The sequence below is a fragment of the Clostridium sp. C8-1-8 genome (assembly GCF_009928445.1).
GTDB lineage: Bacteria > Bacillota > Clostridia > Clostridiales > Clostridiaceae > Clostridium_AR.
This window is the reverse complement of the sequence record NZ_JAABNO010000004.1, coordinates 300,684-316,645: the sequence shown is the minus strand read 5'-3', so window position 1 is coordinate 316,645 and position 15,962 is coordinate 300,684. Positions and strand designations below refer to the sequence as shown.

Sequence of the window (15,962 nt, the reverse complement as noted above, 5' to 3'; positions counted from 1 at the left end):
GTTCGAACGTAGTGAGTTTACAGTTTTAGCCATGGAATATGAAAAAATCATATTATTTCTTTGCGCAAGCTCATCTAAGCATCGGATGACTGACCACCTAATTTCAACACAGTACTTTAACATAGGCACAATTTAATATAAATCTATAACATCAACAACATAGAACCATCTGCTGAAACAAATAAGAAAGTTACAGCATATATTGAATTGTAATCAACTATTGGAGGCAAGTTATGATAGCTGCAATATATAGTAGAAAAAGCAGGCTCTCCGAAAAAGGTGAATCTATCGAAAACCAAATTGACTTGTGTAAACAATATGGTAATACTATAGGAATTACAGATTTTTTAGTATATGAAGATGAAGGCTTCTCTGGGGGTAATATAAATAGACCACAGTTTCAAAAACTTCTACAAGATGCAAGAAAGAAATGCTTTAGTTATCTTATTTGCTATAGACTTGACAGAATATCTCGTAATGTAGCTGACTTCTCAAATACTCTTGACCTTCTACAGAGTAATAAAATTGAATTCGTTAGCATCAGAGAACAATTTGACACATCAACACCAATGGGCAGAGCTATGGTATACATCTCTTCTGTATTTGCACAGCTTGAAAGAGAAACTATTGCAGAAAGAATCAAAGACAACATGCTTGAACTTGCTAAAACCGGAAGATGGCTTGGAGGTACTCCACCATTAGGTTTCAGATCAGAACCTGTTGAATATATAGGAAAAGAAAATATGAAGAAGATGTACAAACTTGAAGTTATTGAGGAAGAAATATCTATCGTCAAAACCATATTCGCCTTATATCTTGATAAAAAAAGCACTTCTACAGTGTCCAGATATCTTTGTTCAAATAATATTAAGGGCAAAAATGGAGGTGACTTTTCTAGAAATACAGTACTCCAAATATTGAATAACCCTGTATACACCTTTGCCGATAAGAACATGTATAATCATTTTAATAACTTAGGTGCCACTCTATGTAATGATTTTACTGGAGAATATGGACTCATGGTATACAACAAACGTGAAGGTGGTAAAAAAGATAAACCTGTTAAGGAGTGGATAGTATCCTCAGGCCTACACCCAGGTATTATCCCCTCTAACCATTGGCTACAATGCCAAGAAATATTAAAAGCCAATGCAAGCAATCCATCCGTACGTTCTAATACTAGCAAACATTTTTTATTATCTGGATTAATAAAGTGTGGTAACTGTGGAAGCAGCATGTCCACTTGGAGCAACTTAAATAAGAAAACTAATAAACTTGAACTATACTATAGGTGTGAGCTTAAGAATAAAGCTAGCAATCGCTGCTCTAGCAAAATGCTGAACGCCTATGCTGCAGAAGATGCTATAATAACAGCTTTAAATAATATAGATATAAGAAGCATAATTAGTCTTTATTCTAATGATAAAATTTTAAAAAACATCAAACTCGAACCTCAAACTGAAACCTCATGCTTAAAAAAAAATCTCTCTGCTAATAATAAAACTATTCAGGGATTAGTAAGAAAACTTGCATTAATAGAAGACCCAGTTACCCTTAAACTTTTAGAAAATGAAATAAAGGCTTTAAATAACGACAATCTTTCTATTGAGAAAAAGCTAGATAAACTTTCTGCTAAAAACATAGATGAAAGGGTAGAAAATATAGTATCAAATATAAAAACTATAAAACAGTTCTTTGATTATATTGATGATATGGAGATAAAGAGAGCATTTATTAAAGAAGTGATTGATAGTATTACTTGGGATAATGAGGTTTTAACGATTAATATTGTTGGAGCTAATAGCTCCTTAAGTATTTAAGCATAGTTTATTCAACTATGCTTTTTATTAATGACTAACTCCACTTAGATTTAGTCCAACTACACCCAAAATAATTAACAATATAGAAATTATTTTCAAAGCACTAACACTTTCTTTAAAAATAAATACTCCAATAATTGATATTATAACTATTCCAGCTGCAGACCAAACTGCATAAGCTACACTAACATCTATCTTTTTAAGCGCCATGGACAAGAAAGTAAAACATATCCCATATCCAATTAAACTACCTAATGCTGGTAATATCTTAGAAAATCCATTAGATGTTTTCATTAGAGTTGTTGCTATAATTTCGAAACTAATGGCTAAAATCAAATAAATCCAATGCATACTAATCCCTCCTACATAATATTAGCCCAACTATTGACTAGTATTATTATAGGCTATGAAAATCTGTATTTCAATTATTGTAATTTTTCAAAATCTTAAGCAACTTATAAAATTATAAATATTCTTGTATATAATACGTAATTTTATACGTTCTATTTTTTGTTCTTTACATTTTGTATCATGCTTCCACCATAATTATTAGTAGTATTTGAAGTATTCCAGGTATTATTACCGAAACCATTCTTCGCTGGTGAAATCAAAAATCCTAATACCACTCCCATTGAAAATGCTGTGGCTGCTACTGCTAAAACATCTCTTTTTCTCATGCCAATACCTCCCTCTAACCAATTTAAAACTCAACTTATTCAATACTTAATAGCCAATATAGATTAGTCTGATAAAATAATTCATAAGTTAACTGTCAGCACTTGTAATATGATTATATTACCTTTTCAAATGCAACTCTTTTGTTTTTATCTTCTAGATATATTATCCCACAGTATTGAAATCCACTTTTCTTTAGTAATTTCTGCATGGATAGATTATGCTCATGGGTATCAACTTTAATACTATGTACTCCTCTATCAACAGAAAGTTTTTCTACATTTTCAATTATGACAGACGAAAGTCCTAATCCCTTATACTCATTGTCCACTGCTATTCTATGTATTACTGCAAAAGAGTTGCTGCTTAACCATTGCCCTTCATAAATATTATCATAGGTACTCTCTCCATCAAAAGAAATAGCTGCAGTACCAACTATATTAGAGCCTTTTATCAATACATAACTATACCCATTTGTGATATCATTTCTTATGACTTCTGGATTGGGATAGCCATCCTGCCATTGATCTATTCCATTTTCCTTAAAATATATCTGTGCCTGATTTATTATAGTCATTATGCTTCCTATATCTGCTTCAACGGTCCTTCGAAATATCATTTGATTTACTTTCCTCCTTTGTACTGGTAATCAGAAATACTTGCTGCTACTTTATAATCTCTAAAAATTCTATTAGATTGCCACCAGAGCTTTACACTAATATTTCTTTTTCTATATATGTAATATTATCACATTTATACCTACTTATCATCATATCTTTATGATTTGGCACAAAAGCTCCCTTCCTCTGTCCTAATTGTCAAATTGAAATTTATACACGTTAAACTTTTACAAATTCATAATATCTTACTGATTTTATATACAAATATGCTAAGCTTTTATATAATAAATTTAAATTTATTGTTAAATACTTGAAAAACCGTTTACAGTAGGTAATATAATCAGGCTTTATTCTACTTTATAATATCTATTAAACTTGTTACAATGGGGGCGCTATACATATGAATAAAATATTTAAGGTTGCAATTGTTCAAGAAACTCGTGAGCCTTACAAAATGGATTTAAATACAAATAAGGGACTTAGTGCAATGAAGAGAGCAAAAGAGCTTGGGGCCGACATTGTTTTATTTCCAGAATGTTGGATTACAGGATATGAGTTTCCTAAAGTACAAAAAGATTTAGATATAAACGAAATTCTTAATACTAAAGAATTTATAGAATGGAATAATCAAGCTATAGATGAAGATAGCGAGCATATACAAATATTCTGCAAAGCTGCTAAGCTTTTAAACATAGGTGTTGTTATCACAGCTTATACAAAAGGTATAACTAGACCTCAAAACTCTGCCTTTGTAATAAATAAAAGCGGACAAATTATTATGAAGTATAGCAAGGTGCATACCTGTGATTTTGCAGATGAAAGATTATTAGAATCTGGGGATGAATTTAAGGTTTGTGACTTCGATGGAATAAAGCTTGGAATCATGATTTGCTACGATAGAGAATATCCTGAAAGTGCAAGAATACTAATGCTAAAAGGGGCAGAATTAATATTAGTTCCTAATGATTGCGAATCCATGAGACCTAGAGTGCAGGCTTTGTCTACAAGAGCCTATGAAAATATGGTTGGAGTTGTCATGGCAAACCCTCCAAGAAGAAATGCTGGCTGCTCTTGTGCTTTTAGTCCAATAACTTGGGATAGTAGTGGCATACCAGTAGACAATACTATAGTACTAGCTGATGCAGAATCAGAAAATATCTTAGTTGCAGATTTCGATTTAGAAAAATTACGTCACTATAGAAATCATGAGATGATGGGAAATACTTTCCGTAAGGTAAAAGCCTACTCTGAATTATTAAATGATGCTGTTAAAGAACCATTTAAAAGATAATGTTCCATCATAATATGAATAGACCATTATTAAAACTACAAAACGGTGTAAAATTTAAATCTATCATAAAAGCAGAAATTTGAAAACTAAATGATTTCTGCTTTTTTATTTCAATATAATGTTACATAAATGAAAGCAATAAAGCCATAAATATATTCTAACTAGGATTCATTTCACTGATTATGGTCATACTAAAATAGAAAATTAATGAAAAAATAGTGGAGGATACAAATAATTATGGATATATTTCACTTCATTTATAAGCCTTTGATAATATTTTTTGTACTTTTCATATTAGTTCGCTTAACTGGAAAAAAGTCTTTGTCTCAAATAACATACTTTGATTATGTTTCAGCAATCACAATTGGAACAATAGCTGGTTCAATAACCATCGAAGATAATGTAGGAATTATAAAAGGAATTGTTGTGATGTTAGTTTGGATTTTGATTCCAGTAATTATGTCTTATATAGGTTCTAAAAATTTAACCTTTCAAAGAAAAACTGTTGGGGAGCCTATTATTTTAATAAGGAACGGAACTTTAGACTATAACAACTTAAAAAAGACGAAATACAATATTGAAGACTTATTAATGCAACTTAGAAAAAAAGAAGTGTTCGATATATCTGAGGTCGAATTTGCACTTCTGGAGGTAGATGGTGAATTAAGCATATTGAAGAAATCAGCCTATAATTCAGTAACTCCTAAAGATTTGAATATATCAACTCCATACAAGGGATTAACCTTAAGTTTGATTATTAACGGAAGGATTTTAGAATCTAATTTAGCTCTTTCAGGAAAAGATAAATCATGGTTGAATAATCAACTTAAACAAAAAAATATGGATTCGGTAGAGGATGTTATATATTGTGGATACACCTCAGATGAAAGATTAGAGTTATTTGCAAAAACTGAACATACTACTTAAAATTAATTTGATTAATTCTAAAATCATACTAAAACACAAATGGCAGAAGTCCTTGCAAAAGCAGGTTTTCTGCCATTTGTGTTTCTGTACAAGTTGCAGATAAGACTATGCAGCAAGTATTATCTAAAAGTGTAGATATAGGATTCTGTGGTCCTGAACAGACGATTTATATTTATAACCAAAAAAGAGAAGACTACCCTGTTATATTTGCGCAACTTACTCAAAAGGATGGTTCTTTCTTAGTTGGAAGAAAGGAAGATAAGAACTTCACTTGGGAGTCTGTAAAGGGTAAAACTATCATAGGCGGTCGTCCTGGTGGAGTACCTGAAATGGCACTAGAATATGTTCTAAAAAATCATGGTCTACAACCTGGTAAGGATGTTAATGTAGTCACTAATATAGCTTATACCGCAACTGGTGGAGCCTTCAAAGGCGGAACAGGCGACTATGTTGCTTTGTTTGAGCCAACAGGTTCTATGCTTGAGAAAGAAAAGTCCGGAAGCATAGTTGCATCTGTAGGTGCTTCAGCTGGTGTCATTCCTTATACTGTTTTCTTCTCAACTAAATCATATATAGAAAAGAATCCTGATGTAATAGAAAAGTTTACTCGTGCTATCATAAAAGGTCAAAACTGGGTTGAAAAACACAGCGATAATGAAGTTGCTAAAGCAATTATTTCATACTTCCCAGGTACAGATGAAGATATAATAACAAATGTTGTTAAAAATTATAGATCAATTGATGCCTTTGCTAAAGTTCCAACAATGAAGGAAGAGGACTTTACTAGATTAATGGATATTATTCAATCCTACAAATCAGATTTAATACCATCAAGACCTCCTTTCAATAAAATAGTTGATAACTCCTTTGGCGAGAAGGCTTTAAAGGACTTATCTAAATAAGTTCAGTTTTTATTGTCACGGATATTATTAGCACCTTATCCGTGGCAAATTTTTAATAGGTGGTGAAATTATGGCCCTGCTTGAAATTAAGAATATATATATGAATTTCCATACTCCCGATTCGGTTATAGAAGCCTTAAAAGATATTAATATTACTATAGATAAAGGCGATTTTGTAAGCATCATAGGTCCTTCAGGCTGTGGCAAATCTACTTTACTTAATATAATCTCAGGACTTCTTAAACCTTCCTCAGGAGAAATACTATTCAATGGAGAAAGTCAAAGTGACCATGACAGGGTAGGCTATATGTTTCAAAAGGATAACTTATTTGAATGGTTAAACCTTTGGGACAATGTAACACTTGGTCTTAAGATAAAGAAGGTCTTAACAAAAGATAATATTGAAAAAGTAGATAAGCTACTATCTCAGTATGGCTTATCAAAATTCAAAAAGAGCTATCCCAGCCAATTATCTGGAGGTATGAGACAAAGAGCTGCTCTAATAAGAACCTTAGCTCTTGAGCCAGAAATATTACTTTTAGACGAACCTTTTTCAGCATTAGATTATCAGACACGACTAAAGGTATGCGACGAAATCTTCCAAATAATAAAGCAAGAAAACAAAACAGCTGTAATGGTTACCCATGATATATCTGAGGCAATATCTACTTCTTCTAAAATAGAAATTCTCTCTAAAAGACCTTCTTCATTAAAACAGGAGCTTATCCTAAACTTTAATGAAGATCTTACCCCTCTAAAAAGGAGAGATGAGACAGCGTTTAGAGAATACTTTAATATAGTATGGAAGGAGCTTGATTTGAACGATGAATAATGAACAAGAGCATGAATTGTATCTAAAAGAGATCCGTAAGTCAAAGATAAAATTAGCCTTTGTAAGAATATTAGTATTAGTTATTTTCTTAGCTTTGTGGGAAATAGCTGGAGATTTGAAATGGATTGACCCTTTCCTAACCTCTACTCCTTCAAGAGTGGTTAAATCAATAATAAAGTTTTATGGTGAAGGTACTCTAGTAAAGCATATCCTTGTAACCTGCTATGAAACTATATTAGGCTTTGTACTTGGTACAGTACTAGGAACTATAATAGCTATAGCCCTATGGTGGAGTGATTTTGCCTCCAAAGTTATGGAACCTTACCTTGTAGTATTAAATGCACTACCAAAGGTTGCCCTTGCACCAATAATAATCTTCTGGGTAGGAAATGGTATAACAGCAATTATTGTAATAGCACTTCTAATATCGATAATAGTTACAATAATGGGTGTATTTGCAGGCTTCCAAGAAGTTGATGTAGAGAAGATTAAATTGATGAAAACCTTTGGTGCTAGCAAGCTTCAGATGCTTACTCATTTGATTATGCCTGCCTCAATACCAACTATGATATCAGCTCTAAAAATTAACGTAGGTTTGTCCTGGGTAGGCGTTATAATGGGAGAATTCTTAGTAGCAAAAGATGGATTAGGTTTTCTTATAGTATATGGTGGACAGATTTCTCAACTTGATATGGTTATGATGAGTATAATAATTCTCTCTATTATTGCTTATATTATGTATAAATTAGTTGCAATATTGGAAAATTTCATCAGAGTGAAATATTGATTGTTTAAATTTGCCTCTTTAAATAGTATAATTAAAGATGTACCACTTCGTTTCGAAAATATAAATTTTATACGAAGTGGTATATCTGTATATAATACTACTTAAACGGGGGAATTAACTATGGGAAAAAAAAGCAATGGCTTTTCCAAAGACATTATAATTATTATAGCTATCTTCGCCATAATGTTTTTTGTAAATCCGACAATTGGAAGCATTTTATTTTGGGTATATATAGTTTTTAAAGCTATTATGAATCGTGATGTGTTAGCAGCTTTTATGGCAAATAGTGCTTATAGAAAGTATAGATATGATTCTGCTATTAGTTGGTATAAAAAAGCTGCTTTAACTAAAGTGTCAAAATCAAGAATAATTGCCAATTACGTGTTTCTTGAGCTAAAGCACGGAGATGTTATGGAAGCTGATAAAGTGTTCACAACACTAACTTCAGAAAGAAAATTCAAAGATAAGGACTTACAAAATCTAAAGATGGCTGAAGCATTGATAGAGTGGAAAAAAAGTAACATTGATAAAGCTATAGAGGTACTTGAATCCTTACAAGATTCTGATAGAACTTCTTCTGTACTGGAAACACTTGGATACTTCTTAATTGTAAAAGGTGACTTGGATGCTGCTTTGAAATTCAATGAAGATGCTTTATCAAAGCATGAAGACAGTTCCATAATAAGAGCTAACCTTGGTGAAATATATTACAAGCTTGGTGATTATGAGAAAGCTAAAGAACTACTAATTAAACTAATCAATGAGCATGTCAACTTTGCAGAGCCTTATTACTTCTCAGCCTTAATACTGTCAGAAGAAGGTAAGAAAGACGCTAGTATAGAGCTGCTTAAACGAGCATCTAAACTGGAGGAATCTTTTTTAAGCAATCTTAATAAGGACATAATAGATAGTGAACTAGAAAAGTTAAGTATAACAGAGGCGTAAACTATAATCTTAAAACATACATAATTTAAGTCTTCATAAAGGATACATATAGTCACGAAATCTATGCATTATAAGGGAAACTATTTTCTTATAAGCATAGATTTTTTATTGAAATTTACCAATATTCCTTTCTTAAAATATTCTTTTTCATGCCCTTTTCTCAAATATACTTTGGCTTTACATTAAAATTTCGAGTATTTAGGAGCATGTTTCTAATTCGTATATATAGTTAATCGTAACTACAAATGAAATTGTTTTCTATGTAATATTAAGTCACATTCTGGAGTTTACCTTCTTGTTAAAAGGTGCTAAATTATAATAGTGTATTTGAGGAGGTGTGGTTTGTGAAATTATTTAGAGAATTACTTTTAATCTTAGTAATATTTTTTATTGGTGAATTTATATCAAAAACGCTGTCTCTTCCTATCCCAGGAAATATAGTTGGTATGATTCTATTATTAGTCCTACTTTTAACAAAAGTTATTAAATTATCTTATGTTGAGACGGTAGCAAATTTCTTTCTTGATCATCTTTCATTTTTCTTTATACCCGCAGGGGTAGGTCTACTTACATCTATGGATGTTTTAAAAAGTGCCTGGGGAAGAATTCTACTTGTTTGTATAATTAGCACAATCATAATGATAGCTGTAACTGGCTTTGTGATACAGCTTATGACCAAGCTAATGAAAACTAATTAAGGAAGTGTCTTTATGAACATATTAACAGGAAATGCTCTATTTGGCATAGTTATATCTCTTTTAGCCTTTGAAATCGGATTATTACTTTATAAAAAAACTAATTTCCCTTTATTTAACCCATTATTAATATCTATTGCTTTAGTAATTGGTTTTCTTTTACTATTTAAGATTGATTTCAAAACTTATAATCAAGGCGGTCAGTTTATAAACATGTTCTTAGGGCCTGCCACAGTGATACTAGCTGTACCTTTGTACAAACAAATTGAACTTTTAAAAACTTATGGACTACCTATTTTTATTGGAATCTTCGTTGGAAGTACCGTCGGAATAATTAGTATTATATTACTCTCCTATGCATTCAAATTAGATCCAGTGATTATAAAATCTTTGGCACCTAAGGCTGTTACAACACCTATAGGTATGGAAATAAGCAGTGAACTCAATGGTATAGTGCCAATAACTGTTGTAGCTATTGTAATAACTGGAATAATCGGCGCTATGATAGGTCCATTGATATGTAAGTTTTTCAAAATTCATAACAAGGTTGCTATAGGAATTTCTTTAGGTACAGCATCTCATGCTGTGGGAACCTCTAAAGCTCTAGAAATCGGAGAGACAGAAGGTGCTATGGGTTCACTATCTATAGGAATCGCGGGTTTAATGACAGTATTTCTTGCTCCAAGTATATATAGCTTACTAAATCATTTTATTCATTTTTATAAGTAGTGACTTATAGAAAAAAATGCACTGAAGCAATTTTCTTCAGTGCATTTTTTATTTTATTCAATTTTACTTTGCTTCTATTGGAGAATATGTATTTTTAACACTAATTAATTTTCTATATAGCAAATTTATATTGTTTTGGCTCTTAACTCTTAAGATATTGTTTCTAGTATAGTCCTCAAGCTTACCCATAAAGTTAGATGGCTCTATTTCCTTTTCATATACCATCTTTAAACCTTTTTCCCAGCTTGCAGTAAGTATTGGGTTAAGCAATGATGGGATTGAGGAGCTTATAACCTCATAGATCATCTCACCTTTTATAGTTGGTGTTAGTATCTGTGTTTTTGAGTTAACAGTTAAGTAATTGATATTAATAAGCTTTTTAATAATTTCAGCTCTTGTAGCAGAGGTCCCAATGCCTGAGCCCTTTATCTGCTCTCTCAAGTCATCATCCTCTATTAGCTTACCGGCATTTTCCATAGCTATAACCATAGATCCTGATGTATATCTCTTTGGCGGGCTTGTTTCTCCTTCTTTTATGGTAAACTGTCCAATCTTAAGCTTATTACCCTTTCTAAGCTCATTTAGCCATAGATAGGAATTGTCATCATCTTCTTTACTATCACTTTTCAAAATATCTAAATATCCTCTTTCAATACATACTTTAATGCTCTTAAAAAACTTTTCTCCCATTATATCAGCTGTTATTGAAAGCTTAGAATACTTGGCCGGTGGGAAAAATATACTTAAAAATCTTGTTACCACTAATTCAAAAATTTCGCGCTCTAACTTGCCTAGAGTTCTTACAGCCCCTTCTCCTTCACCAGTTGGTATTATAGCATAGTGGTCCGTTATCTTTGAATCATCAACATATTTACTTTTAACTATATCCTTAGTCCAATTGTTCTTCATTATCTTCATAGCATTTTCTGAAATACTAGGATTGTATGAGAATTTAGTAAGCTTATTTAACGTCTTTCCTATCTCTTTAGCCACTGCTGAAGAGATAACTCTTGCATCAGTTCTAGGATACGTTAATAGCTTTTTCTCATATAGCTTTTGAATTACGCCTAAAGTTTCATCAGGACTTATCTTAAATCTTTTAGTACATTCATTCTGTAATTCTGCCAAGTTAAATAAAAGCGGAGCATACTTTGTCTCTTTAGTCTTCTTGACTTCATCTATAAGCGCAAGTTCTGCAGGTTTTAAACTGGTTACAAGCTCTTCTGCTGTATTTCTAGCTTTGAATCCAGTATCATTATACAAAAGAGGAGATTCATAATACCTAGAGCCTTGCACTGCTTTCCATTCTGCATCAAAAGCATTTTCTTCCTTTTTTAACTCCACATTAACCTTATAAAAGCTTGTTTTAGTAAAGTTTCTTATTTCTCTTTCTCGGTTCACAACTATTCCCAAAACACAGCTCATTACTCTTCCTACAGCAATTACTACATGATTCTCAGATAAAACTTCAGATATTTTTCTCCCATACATCAATGTAAGCAATCTTGAAAAGTTTATCCCTAAAAGAAAATCTTCCTTTGCTCTAAGATATGCTGAAGCTGCTAAGGAATCATACTGGTCAAGAGGTTTTGCTTCCTTAATACCTCTTTTGATTTCTTCTTCCGTTTGCGAATCTATCCAAACTCTCTTTTTCACCTTATTGGGAGTACCAGCCATCTGATCAACTAACCTATAGATGTATTCTCCTTCTCTCCCAGAGTCCGTACAGACATATATAACATCAACATCATCTCTATTTAATAATCTTGAAACTGTATCAAATTGCTTTTTTACGTTTGGTATAACATCATATTTATACTCTTTAGGGAGAAAAGGCAATTCTGCCAAATTCCACTTCTTAAACTTAACATCATAAGCTTCTGGATAACACATTGTTACCATGTGTCCAACACACCATGTAAAAATCGACTCCTGCCCCTCTACATATCCATCACTTTTCTTACCATTTACTTTTAATAACTTTATAAATTCCATGGCTACAGATGGTTTTTCTGTAACAAACAAAGCTTTACCCATAATCAAAATCCTTTCTAAGAAAACAACCTATGTTTTTTTAGGAAGTTCATAAGTTTAATTGTTCAAAAAACAAGATATTTAATTCTTAAGTTATTGAACCTTCACCTTTATACCTAGCTGTTTCAAAGTATCCTAGGCGAAAAAATATAGCTTCCCTCTAAAGAGAAGCTATATTAATTATATACTATTTTAACGATAAATTAAACCTTTATTCGAATTTACTATAAACAACCTTACCATCAACTATTGTATATAGAGTAGTTGTAGCAACTTCAAATGGACTTCCATCTAGTATTACTATATCTGCATCCTTACCAGGTTCTAAGCTACCAACTCTATCCGCAATTCCAGCTATTTCTGCAGCATTTATAGTTATTGTGCTTAAAGCTTCTTCAAAGGTTAACCCTTCCTTCATTGCATAAGCAGCACATAGAGGTAAATGCTCTATTTGTATAACAGGGTGATCTGTTATTATAGCGACCTTAATTCCTGCTCTTATTAACTCTATAGGTGTCCTAAAGCTTTTATTAGCAAGCTCTATCTTTGTACTAAAAGTCATTGTAGGTCCTACTAGGGCAGGAACTCCAGATTCTTTTATCTTATCAACTATTAGATGACCTTCTGTACAGTGATCTAAGGTAATTGGAACATTAAATTCCTTAGCTATTCTCAATGCTGTCAATATGTCATCTGCTCTATGAGCATGAGCCTTAAGCGGAATCTTTCCTTCTATAACTGGTACTAAAGCTTCATACTTAAGATTAATCTCAAAGAATTCGCCTTTTTCTTCGGCTTTCTTTTTCTTTCCTATATAATTCTTTGTTTCAGTCAAGGTTTGCCTAAGAAGCGCCGCTGTAGCCATTCTTGTCATAGGAGCTTTACCCTTTGCATTATATACTCTCTTTGGATTTTCACCAAAAGCTATCTTCATAGCCACAGGTTCCTTTAATATCATGTCATCAATGCAGTTTCCTTGAGTTTTCATAGCTACAAATTGTCCACCAATAACATTGGCACTTCCTGGACCAGTAAGTACAGAAGTTACTCCAGCCTTAACTGCTTTTCTAAAAGCTCCATCCACTGGATTAACGCCATCTAAAGCTCTTAGATGAGGAGTTATAGGATCAGTCATCTCATTAATATCATGCCCTTCAAATCCCATACTTTCTTCTTCGCCACCTATATGAGTATGCGCATCAATCATTCCAGGAATTACATATCCACCTTTTGCATCGATAATTTGCTCATCATATACCTTTAGGTTCTCTCCAACTTCTACAATCTTTCCATCCTTTACAAGAATGCTTCCACATTCAAAAGCTTGTCCAGCCATAGTAAAAACTTTCCCATTTTTAATTAGCATATAACACATCTCCTTATTTCATTATTTGTAGAGTTCCTAGATTAACTATTAATTTATGCATGCCATGAAATATCAAAAACAGATATTTTCGAACAAGTATAAATTGAGTTTGGGTATAGGAGCTCTTTATTATTATATTTACACAATTTATCAAAAAATTTAGTTAAATTAATATATTATAGTAATTTAAGCCACTGAAATTATAGAATTTATATTTATAGAAATTATTTAAATTTATCTTCATAGTTTATTCACCTTAAGTAGGTACAAATTGAATCCAAAATATATTTTTTAGTTCTTATAAGTTCTTATATAAAAACTTATAAATACAACTTTTATTATAAATTGGTCCATGCTACTCTTATAAAAATATTTTATCATATTATTAAAAATAATTAAACGTTAAAATAATTATAGCAAATCAAAAAGGGAGCAAAATTTGCTCCCTTTAATTATAAGCTCTTATTTAGCAGATGGATCAGTTAATTCTACTTTGTAGATATCATATGTCCAATCTCTAAATGCAGATATATTTAAGTTCTTAACTTTTGAACTTACAGCCCAAATTTGCTTTGGATTTGATAAGAATAAATAAGGAACTTCGTCATTTATTAACTTACACCATTCTTGGTAAGCTTCTTTTCTAACCTTTTGATCAGTAGTTCCTAAGCCTTTAGTTATTAACTCTTCAGACTTATCTGGATGCCATCCAACTGAGTTATATCCACCTAACACATCTTGTGATTTAGAGAATATTCCTGATGGATCTGGATCTGTTGAAAGTGACCAGCTCATAGCATACATTTGGTAGTCTTGTTTGTCATAAACTTTTTCTGAAATAGTGTTAAAGTCCATTGCATCAGTTACTAACTTAATACCAAGTTTAGTCCAGTCTTCTTTAACTATTGGAATAAGCGCTTGTATTACAGCACTATCAGATGTTGCTAACCAGTGAACTTCGAATGGTTTTCCATCTTTTTCTCTTATCTTTGTAGAAGCATTCAGCTTCCATCCAGCTTCATCTAATAACTTATTAGCTTTATCTAAATCATAAGTGTATTCATTTATTCCTGTTGGTTCTACCCATGATGTTGGTGCATTATGAGTATTTGCTACTGTAGCATAACCTTGATAGTATGAATCAACAAAATCTTTTCTTCTTGTTCCATACATAAGAGCTTGACGAACCTTCTTATCAGAGAACATTGGAAGTCTTGTATTTAATCCTATATAACTATAGTTGTTAGCTGAGAATATTTGTTGATCTAGGAATCCTGCACCTTGAACCATCTTTACAGTGTTTGCATTTGTTGTGACTTGGTTAACATCAACTTGCCCTGCTGATAGTTCTTGAACATTTGTCTTATCGTTTGTTACCTTGTATATGATTTTTGCAATCTTTGGAGCGCCTTTATAGTAATTATCATTCTTTTCAAAAGAAACTGATTCACCTTGTTTGAAATCTACAAACTTATATGGACCAGCACCTATTGGTTTAAGGAAGCTATCCTTTATTTTTTGCATATTTCCTTTTTCAAAGTTGTATACAGACTTTGGCATTATACCATAACCAAAATCATATATTCCAGGCCCTTTAACTTCTGTTAAAGTGAAGGAAATTTTGTTTTTATCTATAACCTTTATACCTGAAACTGAAGTAGCGGAGCCTTCTTTATATTCTTTGTAACCTTGAAGCTTTTCAACAGCGTCAGTTCTTGGTCCATCATACTTAGGATCACATAATGCAGTATAAGTGAAAGCTACGTCATCAGCAGTTACAGGTGTTCCATCTGAGAACTTAGCATTATCAACTAATGTAAATGTATATGTCTTACCATCTTGAGAAATATCCCACTTTGATGCTAATGCTTGAGTTGGATTTCCTTGTTCATCATTTGATATAAGTCCTTCAAAAATAAGAGAAGTTACATATCCATCATAAACTGAATCAGAATAAATTGGATTAAACTTTCCTTTTGGTGCATTACCACCAACAATTAAAGTGTCCTTTCTGTCCTTAGCAACCTGAGGAAGCTTGCTTGCATCTGTAGCTTTCTTTACCTCATTAGCTTTTTGTGAAGCAGCTGCATTATTGTTTTTCTTCGCACTGTCCTTTGTACCACATCCTGTAAGAACTATTGCTCCTGCAAGTATTGTACTTAATAAAGCGATCGATTTTCTCTTCATTAATTCCTACCCATATTACACAAATATCGTGTAACAGAGTAGATTCACCCCCCTTTTACTTTATATATATAATCTGAAAACAGATTTTAACTATGATAAAATTATAAACATATTGATAAAAATTTATTACTAGTATTTATTAAGTATTAACA

Annotated in this window: 15 protein-coding genes; 9 read left to right on the top strand and 6 right to left on the bottom strand. The window is 32.0% G+C overall.

Going from position 1 to position 15,962, the window contains the following annotated elements; translation table 11 throughout:
• Window positions 1-233: 233 nt before the first annotated feature.
• Window positions 234-1,820 (top strand): recombinase family protein, encoded by a 1,587-nt coding sequence (locus GXK57_RS06935; RefSeq protein WP_160673482.1) that lies wholly within the window; start codon window positions 234-236, stop codon window positions 1,818-1,820.
• Window positions 1,821-1,847: 27 nt separating this feature from the next.
• Here the strand turns inward: GXK57_RS06935 and GXK57_RS06930 are convergent, their stop codons facing one another.
• From GXK57_RS06930 to GXK57_RS06920, 3 genes are all read right to left on the bottom strand, one after another.
• Window positions 1,848-2,171 carry a multidrug efflux SMR transporter gene (locus GXK57_RS06930; RefSeq protein ID WP_160673479.1) on the bottom strand — a complete coding sequence of 108 codons (324 nt, stop codon included), beginning with the start codon at window positions 2,169-2,171 and terminating at the stop codon, window positions 1,848-1,850.
• Between the two features lie 152 nt (window positions 2,172-2,323).
• Entirely contained in the window at window positions 2,324-2,497 is a 174-nt protein-coding gene (locus tag GXK57_RS06925) for a hypothetical protein (protein ID WP_160673476.1), read from the bottom strand.
• 113 nt (window positions 2,498-2,610) lie between these two features.
• On the bottom strand, window positions 2,611-3,114 hold the full coding sequence (locus tag GXK57_RS06920) for a GNAT family N-acetyltransferase (RefSeq protein ID WP_160673473.1): 504 nt from the start codon (window positions 3,112-3,114) through the stop codon (window positions 2,611-2,613).
• Window positions 3,115-3,515: 401 nt separating this feature from the next.
• Here GXK57_RS06920 and GXK57_RS06915 point away from each other — a divergent pair, with 401 nt between their 5' ends.
• From GXK57_RS06915 to GXK57_RS06880, 8 genes are all read left to right on the top strand, one after another.
• Window positions 3,516-4,406 (top strand): carbon-nitrogen hydrolase family protein, encoded by an 891-nt coding sequence (locus tag GXK57_RS06915; protein WP_160673470.1) that lies wholly within the window; start codon window positions 3,516-3,518, stop codon window positions 4,404-4,406.
• A 237-nt stretch (window positions 4,407-4,643) separates the two neighbouring features.
• Window positions 4,644-5,333 carry a DUF421 domain-containing protein gene (locus GXK57_RS06910; protein WP_160673467.1) on the top strand — a complete coding sequence of 230 codons (690 nt, stop codon included), beginning with the start codon at window positions 4,644-4,646 and terminating at the stop codon, window positions 5,331-5,333.
• A 107-nt stretch (window positions 5,334-5,440) separates the two neighbouring features.
• On the top strand, window positions 5,441-6,235 hold the full coding sequence (locus GXK57_RS06905) for an ABC transporter substrate-binding protein (RefSeq protein WP_160673464.1): 795 nt from the start codon (window positions 5,441-5,443) through the stop codon (window positions 6,233-6,235).
• A gap of 70 nt (window positions 6,236-6,305) precedes the next feature.
• On the top strand, window positions 6,306-7,067 hold the full coding sequence (locus GXK57_RS06900; protein WP_160673461.1) for an ABC transporter ATP-binding protein: 762 nt from the start codon (window positions 6,306-6,308) through the stop codon (window positions 7,065-7,067).
• Window positions 7,060-7,854, top strand: coding sequence for an ABC transporter permease (locus GXK57_RS06895; protein ID WP_160673458.1), 795 nt, complete (start codon window positions 7,060-7,062; stop codon window positions 7,852-7,854). Before GXK57_RS06900 ends, GXK57_RS06895 begins: the two co-directional genes overlap by 8 nt.
• A gap of 120 nt (window positions 7,855-7,974) precedes the next feature.
• Window positions 7,975-8,799, top strand: a complete 825-nt coding sequence (locus tag GXK57_RS06890; protein WP_160673455.1) for a tetratricopeptide repeat protein — start codon at window positions 7,975-7,977, stop codon at window positions 8,797-8,799.
• A gap of 344 nt (window positions 8,800-9,143) precedes the next feature.
• A complete protein-coding gene (locus GXK57_RS06885) occupies window positions 9,144-9,497 on the top strand; it encodes a CidA/LrgA family protein (protein ID WP_160673452.1) in 354 nt (117 codons plus the stop codon).
• Window positions 9,498-9,509: 12 nt separating this feature from the next.
• Window positions 9,510-10,223, top strand: a complete 714-nt coding sequence (locus GXK57_RS06880) for an LrgB family protein (protein ID WP_160673449.1) — start codon at window positions 9,510-9,512, stop codon at window positions 10,221-10,223.
• A gap of 63 nt (window positions 10,224-10,286) precedes the next feature.
• Here the strand turns inward: GXK57_RS06880 and GXK57_RS06875 are convergent, their stop codons facing one another.
• The 3 genes from GXK57_RS06875 to GXK57_RS06865 form a co-directional block, all read right to left on the bottom strand.
• Window positions 10,287-12,260, bottom strand: a complete 1,974-nt coding sequence (locus tag GXK57_RS06875; RefSeq protein ID WP_160673446.1) for a DNA topoisomerase — start codon at window positions 12,258-12,260, stop codon at window positions 10,287-10,289.
• 208 nt (window positions 12,261-12,468) lie between these two features.
• Window positions 12,469-13,623, bottom strand: a complete 1,155-nt coding sequence (locus tag GXK57_RS06870) for an amidohydrolase (protein WP_160673443.1) — start codon at window positions 13,621-13,623, stop codon at window positions 12,469-12,471.
• 462 nt (window positions 13,624-14,085) lie between these two features.
• Window positions 14,086-15,810, bottom strand: a complete 1,725-nt coding sequence (locus tag GXK57_RS06865) for an ABC transporter substrate-binding protein (protein WP_160673440.1) — start codon at window positions 15,808-15,810, stop codon at window positions 14,086-14,088.
• Window positions 15,811-15,962 lie beyond the last annotated feature (152 nt).

Coding starts and splice junctions, on each gene's coding strand:
- GXK57_RS06935 (WP_160673482.1), top strand. CDS start 234: ATGATAGCTGCAATATATAGTAGAAAAAGCAGGCTCTCCGAAAAAGGT.
- GXK57_RS06930 (WP_160673479.1), bottom strand. CDS start 2,171: ATGCATTGGATTTATTTGATTTTAGCCATTAGTTTCGAAATTATAGCA.
- GXK57_RS06925 (WP_160673476.1), bottom strand. CDS start 2,497: ATGAGAAAAAGAGATGTTTTAGCAGTAGCAGCCACAGCATTTTCAATG.
- GXK57_RS06920 (WP_160673473.1), bottom strand. CDS start 3,114: ATGATATTTCGAAGGACCGTTGAAGCAGATATAGGAAGCATAATGACT.
- GXK57_RS06915 (WP_160673470.1), top strand. CDS start 3,516: ATGAATAAAATATTTAAGGTTGCAATTGTTCAAGAAACTCGTGAGCCT.
- GXK57_RS06910 (WP_160673467.1), top strand. CDS start 4,644: ATGGATATATTTCACTTCATTTATAAGCCTTTGATAATATTTTTTGTA.
- GXK57_RS06905 (WP_160673464.1), top strand. CDS start 5,441: ATGCAGCAAGTATTATCTAAAAGTGTAGATATAGGATTCTGTGGTCCT.
- GXK57_RS06900 (WP_160673461.1), top strand. CDS start 6,306: ATGGCCCTGCTTGAAATTAAGAATATATATATGAATTTCCATACTCCC.
- GXK57_RS06895 (WP_160673458.1), top strand. CDS start 7,060: ATGAATAATGAACAAGAGCATGAATTGTATCTAAAAGAGATCCGTAAG.
- GXK57_RS06890 (WP_160673455.1), top strand. CDS start 7,975: ATGGGAAAAAAAAGCAATGGCTTTTCCAAAGACATTATAATTATTATA.
- GXK57_RS06880 (WP_160673449.1), top strand. CDS start 9,510: ATGAACATATTAACAGGAAATGCTCTATTTGGCATAGTTATATCTCTT.
- GXK57_RS06875 (WP_160673446.1), bottom strand. CDS start 12,260: ATGGGTAAAGCTTTGTTTGTTACAGAAAAACCATCTGTAGCCATGGAA.
- GXK57_RS06870 (WP_160673443.1), bottom strand. CDS start 13,623: ATGCTAATTAAAAATGGGAAAGTTTTTACTATGGCTGGACAAGCTTTT.
- GXK57_RS06865 (WP_160673440.1), bottom strand. CDS start 15,810: ATGAAGAGAAAATCGATCGCTTTATTAAGTACAATACTTGCAGGAGCA.